Annotated in this window: 19 protein-coding genes and 1 pseudogene; 12 read left to right on the top strand and 8 right to left on the bottom strand. The window is 63.3% G+C overall.

Annotation, left to right across the window (positions count from 1 at the left end):
* Positions 1–5: 5 nt before the first annotated feature.
* Positions 6–965 (top strand): DUF1402 family protein, encoded by a 960-nt coding sequence (locus FJ986_RS27905; protein ID WP_140676528.1) that lies wholly within the window; start codon positions 6–8, stop codon positions 963–965.
* A 60-nt stretch (positions 966–1,025) separates the two neighbouring features.
* Here FJ986_RS27905 and FJ986_RS27900 read toward each other — a convergent pair whose 3' ends face one another.
* The 3 genes from FJ986_RS27900 to FJ986_RS27890 are packed head-to-tail and all read right to left on the bottom strand — an operon-like array spanning position 1,026 to position 3,718.
* Positions 1,026–2,264, bottom strand: a complete 1,239-nt coding sequence (locus tag FJ986_RS27900; RefSeq protein WP_181181931.1) for an FAD-dependent oxidoreductase — start codon at positions 2,262–2,264, stop codon at positions 1,026–1,028.
* Positions 2,261–2,575: a MocE family 2Fe-2S type ferredoxin gene (locus FJ986_RS27895; RefSeq protein WP_140662341.1), complete on the bottom strand. Its 315-nt coding sequence runs from the start codon at positions 2,573–2,575 to the stop codon at positions 2,261–2,263. Before FJ986_RS27895 ends, FJ986_RS27900 begins: the two co-directional genes overlap by 4 nt.
* A gap of 45 nt (positions 2,576–2,620) precedes the next feature.
* The gene (locus FJ986_RS27890) at positions 2,621–3,718 is read right to left on the bottom strand and encodes a fatty acid desaturase family protein (protein ID WP_140676522.1); all 1,098 of its coding nucleotides are present in this window, start codon (positions 3,716–3,718) and stop codon (positions 2,621–2,623) included.
* A gap of 166 nt (positions 3,719–3,884) precedes the next feature.
* Here FJ986_RS27890 and FJ986_RS27885 point away from each other — a divergent pair, with 166 nt between their 5' ends.
* The 9 genes from FJ986_RS27885 (at position 3,885) to FJ986_RS27845 (ending at position 12,645) form a co-directional block, all read left to right on the top strand.
* Positions 3,885–4,916 carry a LacI family DNA-binding transcriptional regulator gene (locus FJ986_RS27885; protein WP_140676586.1) on the top strand — a complete coding sequence of 344 codons (1,032 nt, stop codon included), beginning with the start codon at positions 3,885–3,887 and terminating at the stop codon, positions 4,914–4,916.
* Between the two features lie 391 nt (positions 4,917–5,307).
* A complete protein-coding gene (locus FJ986_RS27880; protein WP_140491233.1) occupies positions 5,308–6,249 on the top strand; it encodes a sugar ABC transporter substrate-binding protein in 942 nt (313 codons plus the stop codon).
* A 108-nt stretch (positions 6,250–6,357) separates the two neighbouring features.
* Positions 6,358–7,434: an ABC transporter permease gene (locus FJ986_RS27875; RefSeq protein ID WP_140491235.1), complete on the top strand. Its 1,077-nt coding sequence runs from the start codon at positions 6,358–6,360 to the stop codon at positions 7,432–7,434.
* A gap of 2 nt (positions 7,435–7,436) precedes the next feature.
* Positions 7,437–8,204 (top strand): ATP-binding cassette domain-containing protein, encoded by a 768-nt coding sequence (locus FJ986_RS27870; protein ID WP_140491237.1) that lies wholly within the window; start codon positions 7,437–7,439, stop codon positions 8,202–8,204.
* A gap of 118 nt (positions 8,205–8,322) precedes the next feature.
* The gene (gene iolG, locus FJ986_RS27865) at positions 8,323–9,318 is read left to right on the top strand and encodes an inositol 2-dehydrogenase (protein ID WP_140563543.1); all 996 of its coding nucleotides are present in this window, start codon (positions 8,323–8,325) and stop codon (positions 9,316–9,318) included.
* A gap of 25 nt (positions 9,319–9,343) precedes the next feature.
* Complete coding sequence (locus FJ986_RS27860) at positions 9,344–10,138, top strand: SDR family oxidoreductase (RefSeq protein ID WP_140582962.1); 795 nt, start codon at positions 9,344–9,346, stop codon at positions 10,136–10,138.
* 456 nt (positions 10,139–10,594) lie between these two features.
* Complete coding sequence (locus tag FJ986_RS27855; protein ID WP_140676519.1) at positions 10,595–11,686, top strand: 3-deoxy-7-phosphoheptulonate synthase; 1,092 nt, start codon at positions 10,595–10,597, stop codon at positions 11,684–11,686.
* Positions 11,687–11,804: 118 nt separating this feature from the next.
* On the top strand, positions 11,805–12,170 hold the full coding sequence (locus FJ986_RS27850; RefSeq protein ID WP_140676516.1) for a metalloregulator ArsR/SmtB family transcription factor: 366 nt from the start codon (positions 11,805–11,807) through the stop codon (positions 12,168–12,170).
* The gene (locus FJ986_RS27845) at positions 12,148–12,645 is read left to right on the top strand and encodes an SRPBCC family protein (RefSeq protein WP_140676513.1); all 498 of its coding nucleotides are present in this window, start codon (positions 12,148–12,150) and stop codon (positions 12,643–12,645) included. Before FJ986_RS27850 ends, FJ986_RS27845 begins: the two co-directional genes overlap by 23 nt.
* Positions 12,646–12,694: 49 nt before the next feature.
* Here the strand turns inward: FJ986_RS27845 and FJ986_RS27840 are convergent, their stop codons facing one another.
* A complete protein-coding gene (locus FJ986_RS27840) occupies positions 12,695–13,330 on the bottom strand; it encodes a LysE family translocator (protein WP_140563550.1) in 636 nt (211 codons plus the stop codon).
* 58 nt (positions 13,331–13,388) lie between these two features.
* Here FJ986_RS27840 and FJ986_RS27835 point away from each other — a divergent pair.
* Positions 13,389–13,738: pseudogene (locus tag FJ986_RS27835) on the top strand (transcriptional regulator); the annotation flags it as partial.
* A 57-nt stretch (positions 13,739–13,795) separates the two neighbouring features.
* Here FJ986_RS27835 and FJ986_RS27830 read toward each other — a convergent pair.
* The 4 genes from FJ986_RS27830 to FJ986_RS27815 form a co-directional block, all read right to left on the bottom strand.
* Entirely contained in the window at positions 13,796–14,410 is a 615-nt protein-coding gene (locus FJ986_RS27830) for a hypothetical protein (RefSeq protein WP_140676510.1), read from the bottom strand.
* 246 nt (positions 14,411–14,656) lie between these two features.
* On the bottom strand, positions 14,657–14,848 hold the full coding sequence (locus tag FJ986_RS27825; protein WP_140676507.1) for a hypothetical protein: 192 nt from the start codon (positions 14,846–14,848) through the stop codon (positions 14,657–14,659).
* A gap of 164 nt (positions 14,849–15,012) precedes the next feature.
* Positions 15,013–15,372 (bottom strand): hypothetical protein, encoded by a 360-nt coding sequence (locus FJ986_RS27820; protein WP_210241344.1) that lies wholly within the window; start codon positions 15,370–15,372, stop codon positions 15,013–15,015.
* A 54-nt stretch (positions 15,373–15,426) separates the two neighbouring features.
* Positions 15,427–16,536 (bottom strand): Gfo/Idh/MocA family oxidoreductase, encoded by a 1,110-nt coding sequence (locus FJ986_RS27815; protein WP_140676504.1) that lies wholly within the window; start codon positions 16,534–16,536, stop codon positions 15,427–15,429.
* Positions 16,537–16,691: 155 nt separating this feature from the next.
* Between FJ986_RS27815 and FJ986_RS27810 the strand changes: the two genes are divergently transcribed.
* Complete coding sequence (locus tag FJ986_RS27810) at positions 16,692–17,537, top strand: MurR/RpiR family transcriptional regulator (protein WP_181165350.1); 846 nt, start codon at positions 16,692–16,694, stop codon at positions 17,535–17,537.
* Positions 17,538–17,544: the final 7 nt, after the last annotated feature.

The following is a 17,544-nucleotide window of genomic DNA, read 5'->3' as shown; positions in this document are numbered from 1 at the left end:
GGCGCATGAAAAAACTCATCCCAGTCATTCTCGGCTTGACGCTGGCGGCAACGCTGTTCGGCGCCGACGCGGCAACCCTGGTGCCGCCGGGAAACCGCAATGCCGAGCAGCCCAGCATTCCGGGAGCCTCGAGCCGGCGCACGCAGGCCACCAACACCACGTTCCAGGCAAAATACCGCAAGGTCTATGCGCTGCTGCAGAACGACGCCGACCTGCGCGGCAAGATCAAGAAGGCAGCAAGCGTCTACGGCATCGATCCAATGCACATTGTCGGCGCCATCGTCGGCGAGCACACCTACAATGTCGACGCCTACGACCGGCTGCAGACCTACTACGTCAAGGCGATCTCCTATCTCTCCAGCAAGCTGTCCTTCGCCTATGACGGCGAGGACATCACGGATTTCGTGCAGCGGCCGGAATTCAGGAAATGCGCTGGGATGTCCGACAGTTACGATTTGTGGGAATGCCGCGAGCAGGTGTGGAACCGTTCGTTCCGCGGCAAGACCGTCGGCGGCGAAGACTTTCCCAACGACCGATTCGGCGCCACTTTCTTCCAGCCTTACTATGCCGGCCAGACCTTTGGTCTCGGCCAGCTCAATCCGCTGACCGCGCTCCAGATGAGCGATCTCGTGCACAAGGTTTCGGGCCTGCCGAAGCTCGACGTTGGCGATCCCAATGCGGTCTACAAGACCATCATGGATCCCGACCTGACGCTGCCTTATGTCGCCGCGACGATCCGGAAATCGATCGACGCCTACAAGAGCATTGCCGGCTTCGATATTTCGGGCAATCCGGGCCTGACCGCCACGCTCTACAATGTCGGCAATCCCGAGCAACGCGCCTATGCGCTGAAGGCGGAGAACGACAAGCGCAGCGCCGCCGGCGAGCCTGTGAAGCTGCCGGAGGAGAATTATTACGGCTGGCTGGTCAATGACAAACTGCCGGAGCTGAAGGCGCTTTTCTAAGGGCGGACCCGGCGCGCTGACGTTGATTTGCCAAAGCCGCGCCCCCGATAAAAGCGGAGCTCAGGCCGCCAGCAGCGACTTCAATTTGACGGCCTGCGAACCGAGCGCTTCCGGCGCCGGCCTCGCCCGTTTACCGATCAACATCTCCGCCAGCCTGATGTCGCGGGCGACCGCATTGCCCGGCCCGATGCCGCTGGCGGCCACCAGCCTGCCGTCCTCGGCAAGATGAAAGAGGATGAAGGCGTCCTCGCCGAGATCGCGGCGCACCGTGCTGCGGCCTTCGTCGGAAAGCCCCGCGATCTGCAGGGACAGGCCATATTGATCCGACCAGAACCACGGCACCGCCGCATGTGCCTCGGCGGCGCCGAGCATGTTTTTTGCCGCCAGCGCGCCTTGTTCCTGGGCGTTGCGCCAGGCCTCCAGCCGCACGCGACGGCCGCCATAGACGGCAAGCGGGAACGAACAGCAGTCGCCGGCAGCGAAGATGTCGGGGTCGCTGCTGCGCAGTTCGGCGTCGACTGATATGCCGTTGTCGATGGCCAGTCCCGCTTCGGCGGCAAGAGCCGTCACCGGCACGGCGCCAATGCCGATGATGGCGAGATCGGCGAGGATTTCGCGGCCGCCGGCAAGCGCGATGCGCACCTGCCTGCCGTCGTCGGCGATCGAGGCAATGCCTTCGCCGCACGCTATGTCGACGCCTTCGGCGACGTGGGTGTCATGGACGACCTTGGCGATCTCGGCCGGTACGCCGCGCATCAGGATGCGCGGCTGCGCCTCGATGACGGTGACCGCGGCACCGAGCTTGCGGGCCACCGCGGCGAGTTCGAGGCCGATGAAGCCACCGCCGATGACGGCAATGCGGTTGCCCGCCTTGAGATGGGCGCGGATGGCCAGCGCATCGGCGAAGGTGCGGAGGTAGACGCAGCGCCCGCCAAGGCCGGACATCGGCAGTTTGCGCGGCGTCGAGCCCGTCGCCAGCAGCAGCTTGTCATAGGGCAGGACCGAGCCGTCCGACAGGCGCACAGTATGCGCGGCGCGATCGATCGCTGCAGCCTGAATGGAATGGATATGCCGGATGGACTTTTCGGCGAGGATCTCGTCGCTGGCGATCGCCTTGATCTCGGGCACGCCGCCGGCCATGGCGTCCTTGGACAGAGGCGGCCGTTCATAGGGCAGATGCGGCTCGTCGCCGACCAGCGTCACCGGTCCCTCATAGCCGAGGTCACGCAATGCAAGCGCTGCCCGGCCGCCGCATTCCCCGGCGCCGATGATGACCATTCCGCGCGTCATACCGGTCATCCGATCTGGACGAGGACGCTGCCGGCGTCGACCTTGACCGGATAGGTCCTGAGATTGACGCAGGCCGGCGCGCCCTTGGCCTGGCCTGTCTTGTAGTTGAAGCGGCCATTGTGCTTGGGACATTCGATGATCTCGTCCATGACAAGCCCGTCGGCGAGATGCACCTTTTCGTGCGTACACAGGCCGTCGGTGGCGAAATACTCGTCATCGGGGCTGCGATAGATGGCGTAGCTGCGGCCGCCGTGATCGAACCGCATCACATCTTCTTCGTCGATGTCTCCCACGGCACAGGCCTCGACCCAGTCGCTCATACATTTCTCCCGCGAAATTTCCCGATCGCGCCTCACGGGCGGATATCACTCCGCCGCGGCGTTGAAGGCAGCATTGTCGTTGTGCAGATCCTCGCGATACGGCCTGGCCGTTGGCGGCAGCTCGCGCTTGAGGAAATAATCGTCGTTGCGCAACTGGCGCCAGAAGACAGGCAGCATCTCGCGATAGCCGGCCAGGATCGACGGCGTCGGCGCCGGCAAATCATGCTTGATCAGTTCATGCAGCTTCGGCAGCGCATGGTAGGGCACCATCGGGAACATATGATGCTCGACGTGGTAGTTCATGTTCCAGTAGATGAAACGGCTGATCGGGTTCATGTAGACGGTGCGGCTGTTCAGCCGATGGTCGGTGACGTTGTCGGCAAGGCCGCCATGCTGCAGCAGGCCGACCATGACGTGGTGCCAGGCGCCGTAGAGCCGGGGCAGGCCGACCAGCATCAAGGGCAGGAACGAGCCGGTATAGAGCGCCAGCGCGATGGTAGCGGCATAGATTGCGGTCCAGATGCGTGCAATGCGGATCGCTTTCGGCTGTTCCTGCTCGGGAATAAAGGTCTTTTCGGCCGCGCTGATGTTGCCGGCGGCGTTGCGCAGCATGTCTGACATCGCATGCCAGGCGTCGAGCACACCGACAAAGCCGAGGATGGCGCGCACCAGGTCCGGCGGCCGCATGACCGAGATTTCCGGATCGCGGCCGACGATGATGGTGTCGGTGTGATGGCGCGTGTGGCTCCAGCGCCAGGTCACCGGGTTGCGCATGATCATGAAGCAGGCGACCTGATAGACCCAATCATTCATCCACTGCGTGCGGAAGGCCGTACCATGGCCGCATTCGTGCCAGCGGGAATCCGTGGACGAGCCGTAGAGCACGCCATAGGCGAAGAAGAACGGCACGCACCACCAGGTGCCCCAGAACCAGGCACCGCCGGCGCCGCTGACGATGAGCGCGGCGATCCAGATCGCCGTGTCGCGGAGCGCGGGCGCGTCGGAGCGCTGCATCAGCTCCTTCATCTGCTTGCGGGGAATGTCGGTGTGATACCATTCGGCCGCCGACAGGCCGGTCTCGACGGCCAGCCTGGCGTCGCGGCCGATCAGGCTGTAGTCACGCCGGGACGGCGCAGCATGCATGGTTGCCTCCCTCGGCAAGGGCATCCGCCACGCGAATGCCCGACATTTCCTGACTTCGAGGCTGAAAATAACGCTAGCTCATGATAGACTCAACATCATAAAGATAGTTTCTATCATTTCCTATCATCAAGATGTAGGAAAGATGCACGGTCAAATGAGGACAGACATAGCGAAACGGCCGACCATATCAGATCTGGCGCGCATCTCCGGCGTCAGCGTCGCCACGGTGGACCGGGTGCTCAACAGCCGCCTGCCTGTGCGCGAGGAAACGGCGCGCCGCGTCTATGACGCCGCGACCGAGATCGGCTATCACGCCGCAGGCCTGATCAAGCAGCGTATGCGCCAGGAATTGCCCGAGTATCGGCTGGGTTTCCTGCTGCTTCGGGGCAATGACGTTTTCTATGGCGATTTCGCGCGGGAACTCGAACTCGCGGTCGCACAATCGCAGCGCTTCCGTGGCGTCGCAACCATCGATTTCGCCAGTTCCCTGGCCCCGGATGAGATCGCCGCCCAGATGCGCAGGCTGGCGGCGAAATCGCGGGCGATCGCCGTGGTCGGCCCTGACCATCCGACGCTGACGGCGGTCGTGGAGGCGCTAAAGGCCAGGGGGCAGCCGGTCTTCTCCCTGCTGTCCGACTTCGCCGCCGGCATCCGCGAAGGCTATGTCGGGCTCGACAACCGCAAGGTCGGCCGCACCGCCGCCTGGATGATCTCGAAGGCTGCGAGGAAGCCCGGCAAGGTCGCCCTTTTTGTCGGCAGCCATCGCTTCCACGGCCATGAGCTGCGTGAGATCGGCTTCCGCTCCTTCTTTCGCGAGCATGCGCCGGACTTCAACGTGCTGGAGACGCTGGTCAATCTGGAGGCCAACCAGGTGACCCATGATGCGACGATCGATCTTCTGGGGCGATATCCGGATCTTGTCGGCTGCTACGTCGCCGGCGGCGGCATGGAGGGCGCCGTCTCGGCGCTGCGGACAGCGAAGCCCGCAAGCATGCCGGTGGTCGTCTGCAACGAGATCAACGCCGAATCGCGCGCCGCGCTTGCCGACAACATCCTGACGATGGTGATCTCGACGCCCCTTGCCGCGCTCTGTCGCGAGCTCGTCGATCGGATGGCGCATGCCATCGAAACCGGTGCGGCCAATGCGCCGGGCCAGACATTCCTCCCCTTCGAGATCTATTTGCCGGAAAACATCTGAAGCCATTTCAGGAATGCGCAGCGGTTTTCCGTCCAGGTCGCGTCAGGACGGAAGGTAGGGCGTTTCCATGAAACGATAAAACCCTCGGGCAGCCCGGTCTGCCGCAAACCAGCCGCCTGAAATGATAGAATCCATCAGAGACAGCCGAAAATCGCACGCCCGGATTCGGAATTTCCCTTGACGCCCCGATTCGAAATGGAATAAATATTTCACTGACTGTACATTTTGGTTCTTTCGTTCCGACAACACCTGGTTCGAGCAGGCAGTTCGGCGTTCCAGCCAGTGGTGAACCGCGTTGGAACGAAATGATATCAGGGAGAGATTCCCCGGGGAGATCGGGGATTCCGGATAGATCGGTGCGACCGGACACCCAAAGTGGAGGAGAGATACAATGAAGAAAATGATTTTGGGCGTCGCTTTCGCGGCGCTGATGAGTTCGTCCGCCATGGCCGCCAAGATCGGCGTGTCGATGGCCAAGTTCGACGACAATTTCCTGACCGTGCTGCGCAACGGCATGATCGAGCAGGCCAAGGGCATGAGCGGCGTGGAGCTGCAGGTCGAGGACGCGCAGAACGACGTCGCCAAACAGCTCGACCAGATCAAGAACTTCGCCGCATCAGGGGTCGACGCCATCATCGTCAATCCGGTCGACACCTCGGCCACGCAGGCGATGTCGGATGCCGCGGCCGCCGCAAAGATCCCGCTGGTGTATGTCAACCGTGAACCGGTGAATGTCGACACGCTGCCTGACAACCAGGCCTTCGTCGCTTCGAACGAGGCCGATTCCGGCACGCTCGAAACCAAGGAGGTCTGCCGCCTGTTCAAGGAAGCCGGCAAGAAGGAAGCCAATGTCTATGTGATCATGGGCGAGCTTTCCAACCAGGCAGCCGTGCAGCGCACCAAGGACATCGAGGAGGTGATCGCAACGCCGGATTGCAGCTTCATCAAGATCATCGACAAGCAGACGTCGAACTGGAACCGCGACGAGGCCCAGAACCTGATGACCAACTGGCTGTCGACCGGCAAGCCGTTCGACGGCGTCATCGCCAACAATGACGAAAGCGCCATCGGCGCCATCCAGGCAATGAAGGCCGCCAATGTCGACATGAAGACGGTTGTCGTCGGCGGCGTCGACGCCACGCAGGACGCGCTCGCCGCCATGCAGGCAGGCGACCTCGACGCCACCGTGTTCCAGGACGCGGCCGGCCAGGGCGCCGGCGCGCTCGACGCGGCATTGAAACTGTCCAAGGGCGAGAAGGTCGAACACAAGGTCTACGTGCCCTTCCAACTGGTGACGCCGGCCAACATCGACAAGTTCCTGAAGAAGAACTGAGCGGCGGAACGGTTCACCTCGGGGCGGCGCTCAAAGGACCGGGCGCCGCTCCTCCTCTCGGCGCTTTCATGGCGCCAGGGGCGACCGCGGCTGACGGAGGATAGACGAGTGGCACAGACATCTCATGGCGTCGGCGGGGTCAGCTATGATGCGAAGAAGCGCATATGGCCGGCGGAATTCAACGTCTTCCTGGCGCTCGTCATTCTTGTCGTCATCTTCGAATTGATCGGCCGCGTCTTTCTCGGCGACAGCTTCCTGTTCAACACCCGCAGCAATGTCGGCGGCCTCTTCAACGAGGCGCGGCTACAGATCATCATTCTGCAAGTATCGATCGTCGGCATCATCGCCATCGGCGTGACGCAGGTTATCATATCGGGCGGCATCGACCTGTCGTCGGGCTCGATCGTCGGCGCCACCGCCATGATCGCCATGAGCTTCGCCCAGGTGGCGACGGTCAACGGCAACCCCAATCCCAAGGCGATGTTCCTGGCTCAGGGCTGGACCGACCTGCCGGTCATCGTGCCGGTGCTGGTCGCCATCGGCTGCGGGCTGCTGGCAGGCCTGGTCAACGGCGCCCTGATCGCCTACACGCGCATTCCGCCCTTCATCGCCACGCTAGGCATGATGGTGACCGCGCGCGGCATCGCCAAATGGTGGTCCAAGGGGCAGCCCATCTCGTTCCCGACCGAGAGCTTCGCCGCCATCGGCAAGGGCCTGATGCCCGTCATCATCTTCCTGTCGCTGGCCGTGCTGTTCCAGCTGATCATGACCTACACACGATACGGCAAGCATTGCTACGCGATCGGCTCCAACGAGGATGCCGCGCGCATGTCCGGCATCAAGATCGCCAACCACAAGATCCTGGTCTACGTCATCGCCGGCATACTCGCGTCGCTCGCCGCGGTGGTGCTGTCTTCCAAGAACCTCACCGCCCAGGCCGGCATGGGCGTGATGTACGAACTCGACGCCATCGCCATGGCGGTCATCGGCGGCGTATCGCTGTCGGGCGGCCGCGGCTCGATCATCGGCACGGTGATCGGCGCGCTGATCTTCGGCGTCATCATCTCCGGCTTCACCTTCCTGCGCCTCGACGCCTACTACCAGGAGATGGTCAAGGGCGTGATCATCGTCGGCGCCGTCGTTCTCGACCAGTGGCGCCAACGCCTGCGGGCATTGAGGGCTTGACCATGTCAGACATCGTCCTGAAGACCGAAAACCTGACCAAGCGCTATGGCGGCGTGCAGGCGCTGGAAGGCGCGAATTTCGAGCTGCGCAAGGGCGAACACGTCGCCATCATGGGCGACAATGGCGCCGGCAAGTCGACTTTCGTGCGCCAGATCACCGCCGTCGAGCAACCGACCAGCGGCCAGATCTGGTTCGACGGCAAGCAAGTCAATTTTTCGGGCCCTATCGAGGCGCGCGAGGCCGGCATCGAGACCGTGTTCCAGAACCTGGCGCTGGCCGACGACCTCGACGTGCCGTCGAACCTGTTCCTTGGCCGAGAAAAAGTGCTGTTCAATCTGGGACCGTTTTCGATCCTGGACCGCCGGGGGATGCGCAAGGCGACCGAAGCGGCGCTGGTGCGCACGGCGGTGAAAATCCCCAACCTGTCGAACACCATCCGCCATATGTCGGGCGGCCAGCGGCAATGCGTGGCGATCGCCCGGACCGCGACCTTCGCCTCCAAGCTGATCATCATGGACGAGCCGACGGCGGCACTCGGCGTGCAGGAGACCGCGCAGGTCGAGAACATCATCCGCACGCTGAAGGACAATGGCGAGCCGCTGATCCTGATCAGCCACAATATGCGCCAGGTGTTCGACCTTTGCGACCGCATCGTCGTCTTCCGGCGTGGCCGCATCGTCGCCAATTTGCGCAAGGAGAACACCGACGGAAACGATATCGTTTCCTACATCACCGGCGCCAAGACCGGAGAGGCCGAACTCGCGGCCTAGGCCGGGCGCGGAGGCGGCGGTCATCGCCTCCCTGTCGATCTTGTCTTGACCGGAAAAACACCTGCGCGCATGACCGGCGCCCCGCCAACCTTCGAACCATTCCCCAGAGGAAATTTCCATGACTCTCCGCTTCGCCCTCCTCGGTGCCGGCCGCATCGGCAAGGTCCACGCCCGCGCCGTCGGCTCCAATCCGCAGGCCAAACTGGTCGCCGTTGCCGACGCTTTCGAGAAGGCGGCGAGCGAACTCGCCACGGCCTACGGCGCCGAGGTGCGCACCATCGATGCCATCGAGAAATCCGGGGACATCGACGCGGTCGTGATCTGCACGCCGACCGACACCCATGCCGACCTGATCGAGCGCTTCGCCAAGGCCGGCAAGGCGATCTTCTGCGAGAAACCGATCGACCTCGACGTCAAGCGGGTCGAGCAGTGCCTGGCCGTGGTCGAGAAGGCCAAGGCGACGCTGATGGTCGGCTTCAACAGGCGCTTCGACCCGCACTTCGCTGCGGTGCGCAAGGCAATCGATGACGGCGCCATCGGCACGGTCGAGATGGTGACCATCACGTCGCGCGATCCGGGCGCACCGCCGATCGACTACATCGCGCGCTCCGGCGGAATCTTTCGCGACATGACCATCCATGATTTCGACATGGCGCGCTTCCTGCTCGGCGAAGAGCCGGTGGCGGTCAGTGCGCATGCCTCGGTGCTGGTCGACAAGAAGATCGGCGAGGCCGGCGATTTCGACTCGGTCAGCGTCATCCTCGAAACCGCGTCGGGCAAGCAGGCCGTCATCTCCAATTCCCGCCGCGCCACTTATGGCTACGACCAGCGCATCGAGGTGCATGGCTCGAAAGGCATGGTCGCGGCCGAAAACCAGCGGCCGGTGTCGATCGAACTGGCCAATGAAAAGGGCTATACCCGCCCGCCGCTGCACGATTTCTTCATGACCCGCTACCTCGACGCCTATGCCATCGAGATTGCGTCCTTCATCGCCGCCGCGACGTCGGGCAAGAAGGCGGCACCGAGCGGGACGGACGGACTCATCGCACTTCGGCTGGCGGATGCGGCGCTGAAATCGGCGACATCAGGCCAGACCGTCCGCCTCGACAAGTAACGACTTAAAGCACAGGAGCAGAGCGATGAGCGCATCAGCCGATCGCAATTCACAAACGCGCGCCATCGTCACCGGCGGCGCACAAGGCATAGGCTTCGCGGTCGCCGAGGCATTGGCGGACGAAGGCTGCCGGGCGCTGGCCCTGATCGGCCGCTCGCAGGAAAAGGGCGGCAAGGCAGTCGCCAGCCTCAAGAAGTCGGGCGTCGACGCGATCTTCATCAGCGCCGATGTCTCCAAGGTGGCCGACTGCAAGCGCGCCGTCGCCACCGCGCTTTCGCATTTCGGCACCATCAACGCCCTGGTCAACGCCGCCGCCACATCCGCGCGCGGCTCGCTGGTGGAGACCAGCGAGGAGCTGTTCGACACTATCTTCGACACCAATGTGCGAGGACCCTTCTTCCTGATGCAGGGCGTGGTGGCGCATCTGCTTGAGAAAAAGGCCCCCGGATCGATCGTCAACGTGCTGTCGATGTCGGCGCATACCGGCCAGTCGTTCCTGACACCCTATTCGACCAGCAAGGGCGCTCTGATGACGCTGACCAAGAATGTCGCCAACGCCTATCGCTTCAATCGCATCCGCTGCAACGCCGTGCTGCCCGGCTGGATGGACACCGAGGGCGAGGATATCGTGCAGAAGAAATGGCATGACGCACCCGACGACTGGCTCGAGAAGGCCGAGGCCGCGCAGCCGATGGGGCAGCTGGTGAAGCCGGACCAGCTTGCCCGGCTGATCAGCTACATGGTCAGCCCGCAATCCGGCGTGATGACCGGCTCGCTGGTCGACTACGACCAGAGCATCGCTGGGGCGTCGCCGGAATAGCGGCCGCGTAAGCGAAACCGTTAACCAGGTCGTCATCCACGGGCGGAGCAAGGAGCGCAGCGACGCGGCGCAGACCCGAGGATCCATGCCGCGACTTCCGGGCCGTCGCTACGGCGCAAGATTCTGCACCGCAGCACTCTCCCGTCTAGGTCGCGGCATAGATCCCAGGGTCTCCGCGACGGAGCTTCGCTCCTGCTTCGCTCTAGAATGACGAAATCGCAAAGGCTCGGCCCTCACCTGAAATTGCTTGCTACCAGGGTACGTGACAAAACCCGCCGCTTCGACTATATGAGCCGCATGATCCACCTGACCGCCACCTATTGGTACTTTAGCAGCTCGCTGGCGGCGGGAGGATTGCGCTCGATCTGAAGATTGCAGCAAACAGTCCGACAAGCCGCCAGACCTGGCGGCTTTTTTGTTTTCAGCCGGCAGGTCTCCCAACCAGGAGCAGAAGCCGTGTTGACCACCACAGACGACCTTCGGGTCAAGGAACTGAGACTGCTGAGCACGCCGGAAGAGGTGATGCGCGAGATACCGCGCTCACTCACGGCGACGCGCACCGTTGCCGCCTCGCGCAACGCCATCCACTCCATCCTGACCGGGGCCGACGACCGACTTGTTGTCATCGTCGGCCCTTGTTCCATCCACGATCCGGTCGCGGCCGTTGACTATGCCAGCCGTCTGGCGGCGCTGCGCGAAGCTCTGTCCGACCGGCTCGAGATCGTGATGCGGGTCTATTTCGAAAAGCCGCGCACGACGGTCGGCTGGAAGGGCCTGATCAACGACCCCGACCTCGACGGCAGTTTCAACATCGACAAGGGGCTGCGGATGGCCCGCAATGTGCTGTCGGCCGTCAACAATCTGGGCCTGCCGGCGGCGACCGAATTCCTCGACATGACGACGCCGCAATACATCGCCGACCTCGTCGCCTGGGGCGCGATCGGCGCGCGCACGACCGAGAGCCAGATCCATCGCGAGCTGGCCTCGGGCCTGTCCTGTCCGGTCGGCTTCAAGAACGGCACCGACGGCAATCTCAGGATCGCCGCCGAGGCGGTGAAGTCGGCCGCGCAGCCGCATCATTTCATGGCGGTGACCAAGGGCGGACGCAGCGCCATCGCGGCAACGACCGGAAACGAGGATTGCCATGTCATCCTGCGTGGCGGCGTTCAGCCCAACTATGACGCGGCAAGCGTCGAGGCCGCCTCGGTCGAACTCGCCCGCATCGGTATCGCGCCCCGCCTGATGATCGATGTCAGCCATGCCAACTCAGCCAAGAAGCCGGAGATCCAGCCCAAGGTCGCGGCTGACGTGGCGGGACAGGTCGCGGCGGGGGACGAGCGCATTATCGGCGTCATGATCGAGAGCAATCTCGTCGCCGGCCGGCAGGATGTCGTGCCGGGCAAGCAGCTCGTCTACGGCCAGAGCATCACCGATGGCTGCATCGACTGGGCGGCCACGGAGACGGTGCTGCACGGCCTTGCCGGCGCCGTGGAATGGCGCCGGTCGGCGCGCCGCGCCTTGATGGAGAGCCGGCAGGGCGCCGCCTGATCCGGTTGGAGCATAAGGGCGGCGTTTCCGGTTTCAGCCCAGGACCACGCCGCCCTAGGGCCCGCAGCGCTCCACCTCACTTGCACGCCTCCGACCCGCGTGTTACATACTGAACCAAATGGTTCAGTATTCCGCGACCCGCCTGGATGCCTCGTTCGCCGCGCTTTCGGACGCCACCCGGCGCGGCGTTCTGGAGCAGCTCGGCCGTGCGGACGCTTCGATCACGGACTTGGCCCAGAAATTCCACATGACCCTCACGGGCATGAAGAAGCATGTCGGCGTCCTGGAGCAGGCGGGACTCGTCACGACGCGGAAGGTCGGGCGCGTGCGGACCTGCAAGCTGGGCCTGCGCCGCCTGGAGGATGAGGCGGAATGGATCGAGAGATACCGGCAGCTCTGGGCCGCACGCTTCGACGAGCTGGACAAGGTTGTCGAGGAATTGAAACGCAAGGAGGAAGTCGATGGACGCAGGAAGAGCGAGTGAGGCCAAACGCACGACGGTGGAACGGAGGTCCGACCGGGAGTTGGTCGTTACGCGAAGCTTCGACGCGCCTGCGCGCGTCGTGTTCGAGGCGTGGACCAAGCCTGAGCTGTTCAAGCAGTGGTGGGTGCCGAAGTCGATGGGCATGTTCCTGCGTTCCTGCGAGATGGATGTTCGTGTGGGAGGCGGGTACCGTTTGGTGTTCGGGCATGACGGCTCGAACCCTGCCGAGTTCTTCGGCAGGTATCTCGAAGTGACACCGCACTCGCGCCTCGTCTGGACCAATGACGAAGGGGGTGAGGGTGGACCCGTCACCACGGTGACCTTCGAGGAAAAAGGCGGCAAGACGCTGCTGGTCATGCGCGAGCTCTATCCCTCGAAGGAAGCCCTCGACGCCGGCGCCGGGGCGGCGGATGCGATGTCCGAGCAGTTCGAGCAGCTGGACGAGCTTCTCGCCACGCAGCAGGGCGCCGCCTGATTCGGCCGGAGTCCCAGGTGAAGGGCGGCGGGTCGGGTCCAACCCAAGACTACGCCGCCCTCAGCCCTTCCCATGCGGTGAACACGGACACCGCGAAGAGCAGCAGCCCAGCCGCCCGGCCGGCAAGGATGGTCGCCCGCGGATTGGCGATCAGCAACTTGCGGCTGCGGCCGGCCGATATTGCGAGCCCGCCATAGATCGCGGCCTGCGTCAGCACGGTCAGCAGGCCCATCACCGTCGCCTGCATCCAGATCGGGCCGTAGTCCGTTCTCAGGAACTGCGGATAGACGGCAAGGACGAACAGGTAGGCCTTCGGATTGATCAGGCAGGTCACAAGGCCTTGGCGAAACGCCTTCCATGCCGAGCGGCTGCCGGCGGGCCCGTCGCGACCGACAGTGATGGAGCTGCGCATCAGCGTGATGCCGATGAAGGCCATGTAGGCGGCGCCTGCAATCAACAGCGGCTTGAACAGGATCGGCAAAAAATGCATCAGCAGGCCGACGCCGATCGCGCCGTTCAGCGTGTGCACCATGCCGCCGACCATGATGCCGCCGGTCGCGGCAAGGCCCCTGTCGCGCCCGCCCGTCAGCGCATTGGCCAGCACGAACAGCATGTCCATGCCCGGAACGGCGATGATGCCGAACAGCAGGATAAAGAACAGCCAGAGATTTTCAGCATAGCTCATGTCAGTAGCCTGTCGCCTCGCTCGGCCCAGCCGCAGCGGAACCTGTTGATTTTCAAAGGTGACGATACGCTCGATCTATCGCGACATCGCAGCGCTTCAGGCCATGCGCGTGCCGATCGAGGGCGGGAGGAGCATCGGCTATATCCTGCGCCCCGGCTTCGACTTGCCGCCTCTGATGTTTTCGATCGAGGAGATGGAGGCGATCGTGCTGTCACTGGCGCTGCTGGAGCGCACGGGCGACGACGAGCTCAAGCAGGCAGCCAGCGCGTCGGCGCCAAGATCGCCGGCGCGGTACCGCCGCCTTTGCGCCAGACCCTCGACGGCAATGCGCTGCATGCGTGGGGATTCGCCGCGCCCTCTGCAGGTGCGATCGACCTGGCGCTGGTGCGCCGCGCCATACGCGACGAGGATTACCGGCCGACAGGACTCCGCTTCAAGGATCATGCGCCTTATTCTCGGTGAGCTTCACGACCAGTCCTCCCACTTGGCGAGCGAGGCATAGTATTCGTTCAGGCGGGTGGCGCTATCGGCGGTAAGAAACCGTAGCCGGCCGTCAGGGTAGCTCATCGCTTCGGCACCGCCCTTACAGCGGCGATCCGGCCCCAGCTTGCAACGGGTTGCGGCCTCTTCATCGGTAAGCGATCCACACACAGAGCAGGCCCGGTGCTCGTATTCGAGTTCGGGCCTCGGCGTGCGAGGAAGCAGAGACGGGAAGTCGTTCATAGAGAGCATGCGCTTTCTCCAAAATTGCCACCACTGGCGGCGCGGCGGTCTAGCCGGGCCGGGATGCGGTTCGTAGTGCTTGGGCAGCACAAAGAGGCGCCCGCCATTGTGGTTCTTCAGGATTAACATACCCCTCTCCCAGCCGATCACTTCGTAGAAGGCATCGGGGTTTCGCACCGGAGAGATCGGAGAAACGTATCTCGTGATCTGGGCACTCTCATTCAAGAACGCCGTCACGAGGGCATCCTTGACCGGATTTTCGTATTCAGGGTAGATGAAGTCTTTGATTGTCTGAAAAGCCGCGTGCGTCGCTGCTTCAGCACGCCATAGGCTTGCTGATAGCCGTTCATTTGCCACTGGTAGTTCCCCCTTATTTAAGCCCCGGGGCTTTGTATTGTTTTGCCGGCGCCAATTCAACATTTGCGAGCCGACACACTGCCGCACGTCGCGGCGAAATGTGCGGTTTTGATTAGGCCAGAGGGACTCGCCGACCCCAACCATCAGTCAGCGCCCCCTGTTCACGCGAGTAGCGCAGAAACTTCTCGACCTTTGTCTTCTTTTCCGTCTTCCACTGCTCATCGAAGGGCTCGAAGGGCACGGGAACTAAGCCCTCGTCGATCGCCGTCTCCAAACGGCGACCAGATCCAGGAATTCCTCGTAGATGCGGAATGCGTTGTCGATCTGCTGCCCCGGCTGGACCTCCTTAAGGCCGAAGCGCAGCGCCTTTGAGCAGCGTTGCGAGACTTCGACGCCTTCCTCGCCAAGGATGGTCACAAGATGCTCGTGCCGGTTCATGTCAGAATCCGAAGTTGTTGAACGGATTTGCCGGACTGGTCGGGTTGAGGGGATTGGTCGGGTTGAGCGGCGAGAGGGGGTTCGCCGGGTTCACCAGGCTATTGTCCCACTCGCGCCGGCGGCGCTCCTCTTCCTCGTTGCGCCTACGCCGCTCGTCGTCTTGCTTATGCTGCCATCTCCGTTACCTTCGTCGTCTTGTTGGGCATCTTCTCGATCAGCATCACCTGCTTGACGTGATCCCGCATTTCATTGTGGCTGATGACGAACACCGAGCCACGCTCGCGCGCCTTCTCCTCAAGGATCATCGTCAGCCGCTCCAGGCCGGCGGGGTCGAGCGCGTCGTCAATCTCGTCGCCGATGAACAGGTCGATCGGCTTGGACGCCCTGGTCGCCACGAGATCCTGGAGCGCCAGCGCGGTCGCGATCCGGACCTTGCGCTTCTCACCGCCCGACAGGCCCTTGAAAATCTTGCCGCCGGTCGCATTGGTGACGGAACGCGATCGGTTGCGGCAGATCTGGGTCAATGGGTGGGAAGTCAACGCAGCGGCCGTCGGCTAAACCGACCAGCGGAGCGAACCTTACCTTACATCCACCCAGCGCTTCTCCTCGAACGATCGCGCCATCGCATGCACGGTGCGCTCGATCTCCAGACCTTCGTCGAATTCGATGAGCCGCGCCGGTCTGCCGGCGAGCCGGGTCAGCAGTTCATGGCATTCGATGATCTTGAGATCGTTGAAGCCGAGGCTATGCCCGGGCGCGGGCACGAACAGATCGTAGGGCTTGTGCTGTGGCGACACGAGGATGGTGCGATAGCCCTGTTCGGTCGGGCGATCCGATGTGAGGTAGAGCTGGAACTCGTTCATCCGCTCCTGGTCGAACAGGATCGAGCCCTTGGAGCCGAAGATCTGGACGGCGATGCGGCCCTTGCGGCCCCAGGCCGAGCGGTTGACCAGAAGCGTACCGGCGATGCCGTTCTCCAGATGCATCAGCACGGAGGCAATGTCGTAGGTCTCGACCGCGCGGCGGCCGCCGGCGGCCAGCTTGCGGTCGGCATAGGGCTTGGCCATGTCGCAGATGACGCTGGCGACGCGGCCGAACAGGGCCGACACCAGCGACAGCGGATGCACGGCGAAATCATCAAGCGCGCCATAGCCGGAAGATGCTTCGTGCTTCCAGAAGAACAGCGCCTCGGGATCGGCCATGAAATCCTCGTCCATCTCGATGCGCAGATGGTTGACCTCGCCGATGATCTTTTCGTCCAGCAGCGCGCCGATATGGCGGATGGCCGGGCTCTGGATGTAGTTGTAACCGAGCGCCGCGACCTTGTCGGATTTCTTCGCCGCGGCCGCCATCGCCTCGGCTTCGGCGAAGCTCGGCGCCATCGGCTTTTCGCACCACAAATGCTTGCCGGCCTCGAGAACTGCGATGGCCATTTCCGGATGGAACTGGTTGGGCGTGGTGAGCGAGACGACGTCCACTTCGGGATCGTTGACGACGGCGCGCCAGTCACCGGACGCCCTGGCGAAACCGAACTCGCCGGCCTTGCGCCTGGCGAGATCCTCATTGACCTCGCCGAGATGGACAAGCCGCGGTTTGGTCATGTCGGGAAAGACGGCGCCGACGGCACTCCACGCGATGGCGTGGCACTTGCCCATAAATCCCGTGCCAATAAGACCGACGCCGACCATTTTCCGTTCCTCCACCGTCATAGATGCTACGTGGATGAATTAGTCCATTTTTGTTCGGAATGGAATGTCTGCCTCATTTTTTATGGTGTTCTTGCGCAGCCTCGCTATGATGGGGCAGAGAGGACGCTTCACCGATGAGCTTGGACGGGCCGACGATGGACGAACGGGTACCTCGCGACTTCGAGACGCTGCGCGCCACGATCCTCGATCGGCGCGAAAGCCTGCCCAAGCGCATCGCCCAGATCGCCGCTTATGCGCTCGACAATCCCGACGATATCGCCTTCGGCACCGCCGCCAGCATTGCCGCCTCGGCCGGCGTGCAGCCCTCGACGCTGATCCGCTTTGCCCAGCAGCTCGGCTTTGACGGCTTCACCAGCCTGCAGCAGGTGTTTCGCGAACGGCTGCGCGAGCGCAACTCCTCCTATGACGAACGGCTGCAGGCGCTGCGCGCCAAGGCCGAGGGCGGCGCCGGCCACCGGGCGATCTTCGACGGCTTCGTCGCCGCCGCCAGCACCTCGCTCAACGACATTTCGCGCACGCTGGACGACGCGCATCTGGAAGAAGCGATTTCCCTGCTGGCCAAGGCACAGACCATCTATGTGCTGGCCAAGCGGCGCTCCTATCCGGTGGCGTCCTACATCGCCTATGCGCTTGGCAAGCTGAAGATCCGCAACCAGCTGATCGAATCAGCCGCCGGCCTCAACGCCGAGATGGTCAGCTTTGCGACGCCCGCGGATGCCGTCGTCGCCATTTCCTTCTCGCCCTATGCGCCGGCCACGATCGAGGAGGCGCGCACGATTTCGGAACAGGGCGTGCCGATCATTGCCATCACCGACAGCTCGTTTTCACCGCTTGCTCAGTTCGCCAGCGTCTGGTTCGAGGTTGCCGAGGCGGATTTTGCCGGCTTCCGCTCGCTATCGGCGACGATGGCGCTGGCCATGGCGCTGACCGTTGGCGTCGGCGAGAAGCGGCGCAACCCCGGCAAAGGGCGCAAGGCCTGAGTGGAAG

Origin of the sequence: Mesorhizobium sp. B1-1-1 (genome assembly GCF_006442955.1) — a bacterium.
In the GTDB taxonomy this organism is placed as follows: domain Bacteria; phylum Pseudomonadota; class Alphaproteobacteria; order Rhizobiales; family Rhizobiaceae; genus Mesorhizobium.
This window is presented reverse-complemented; position numbering and strand designations above follow the sequence as displayed.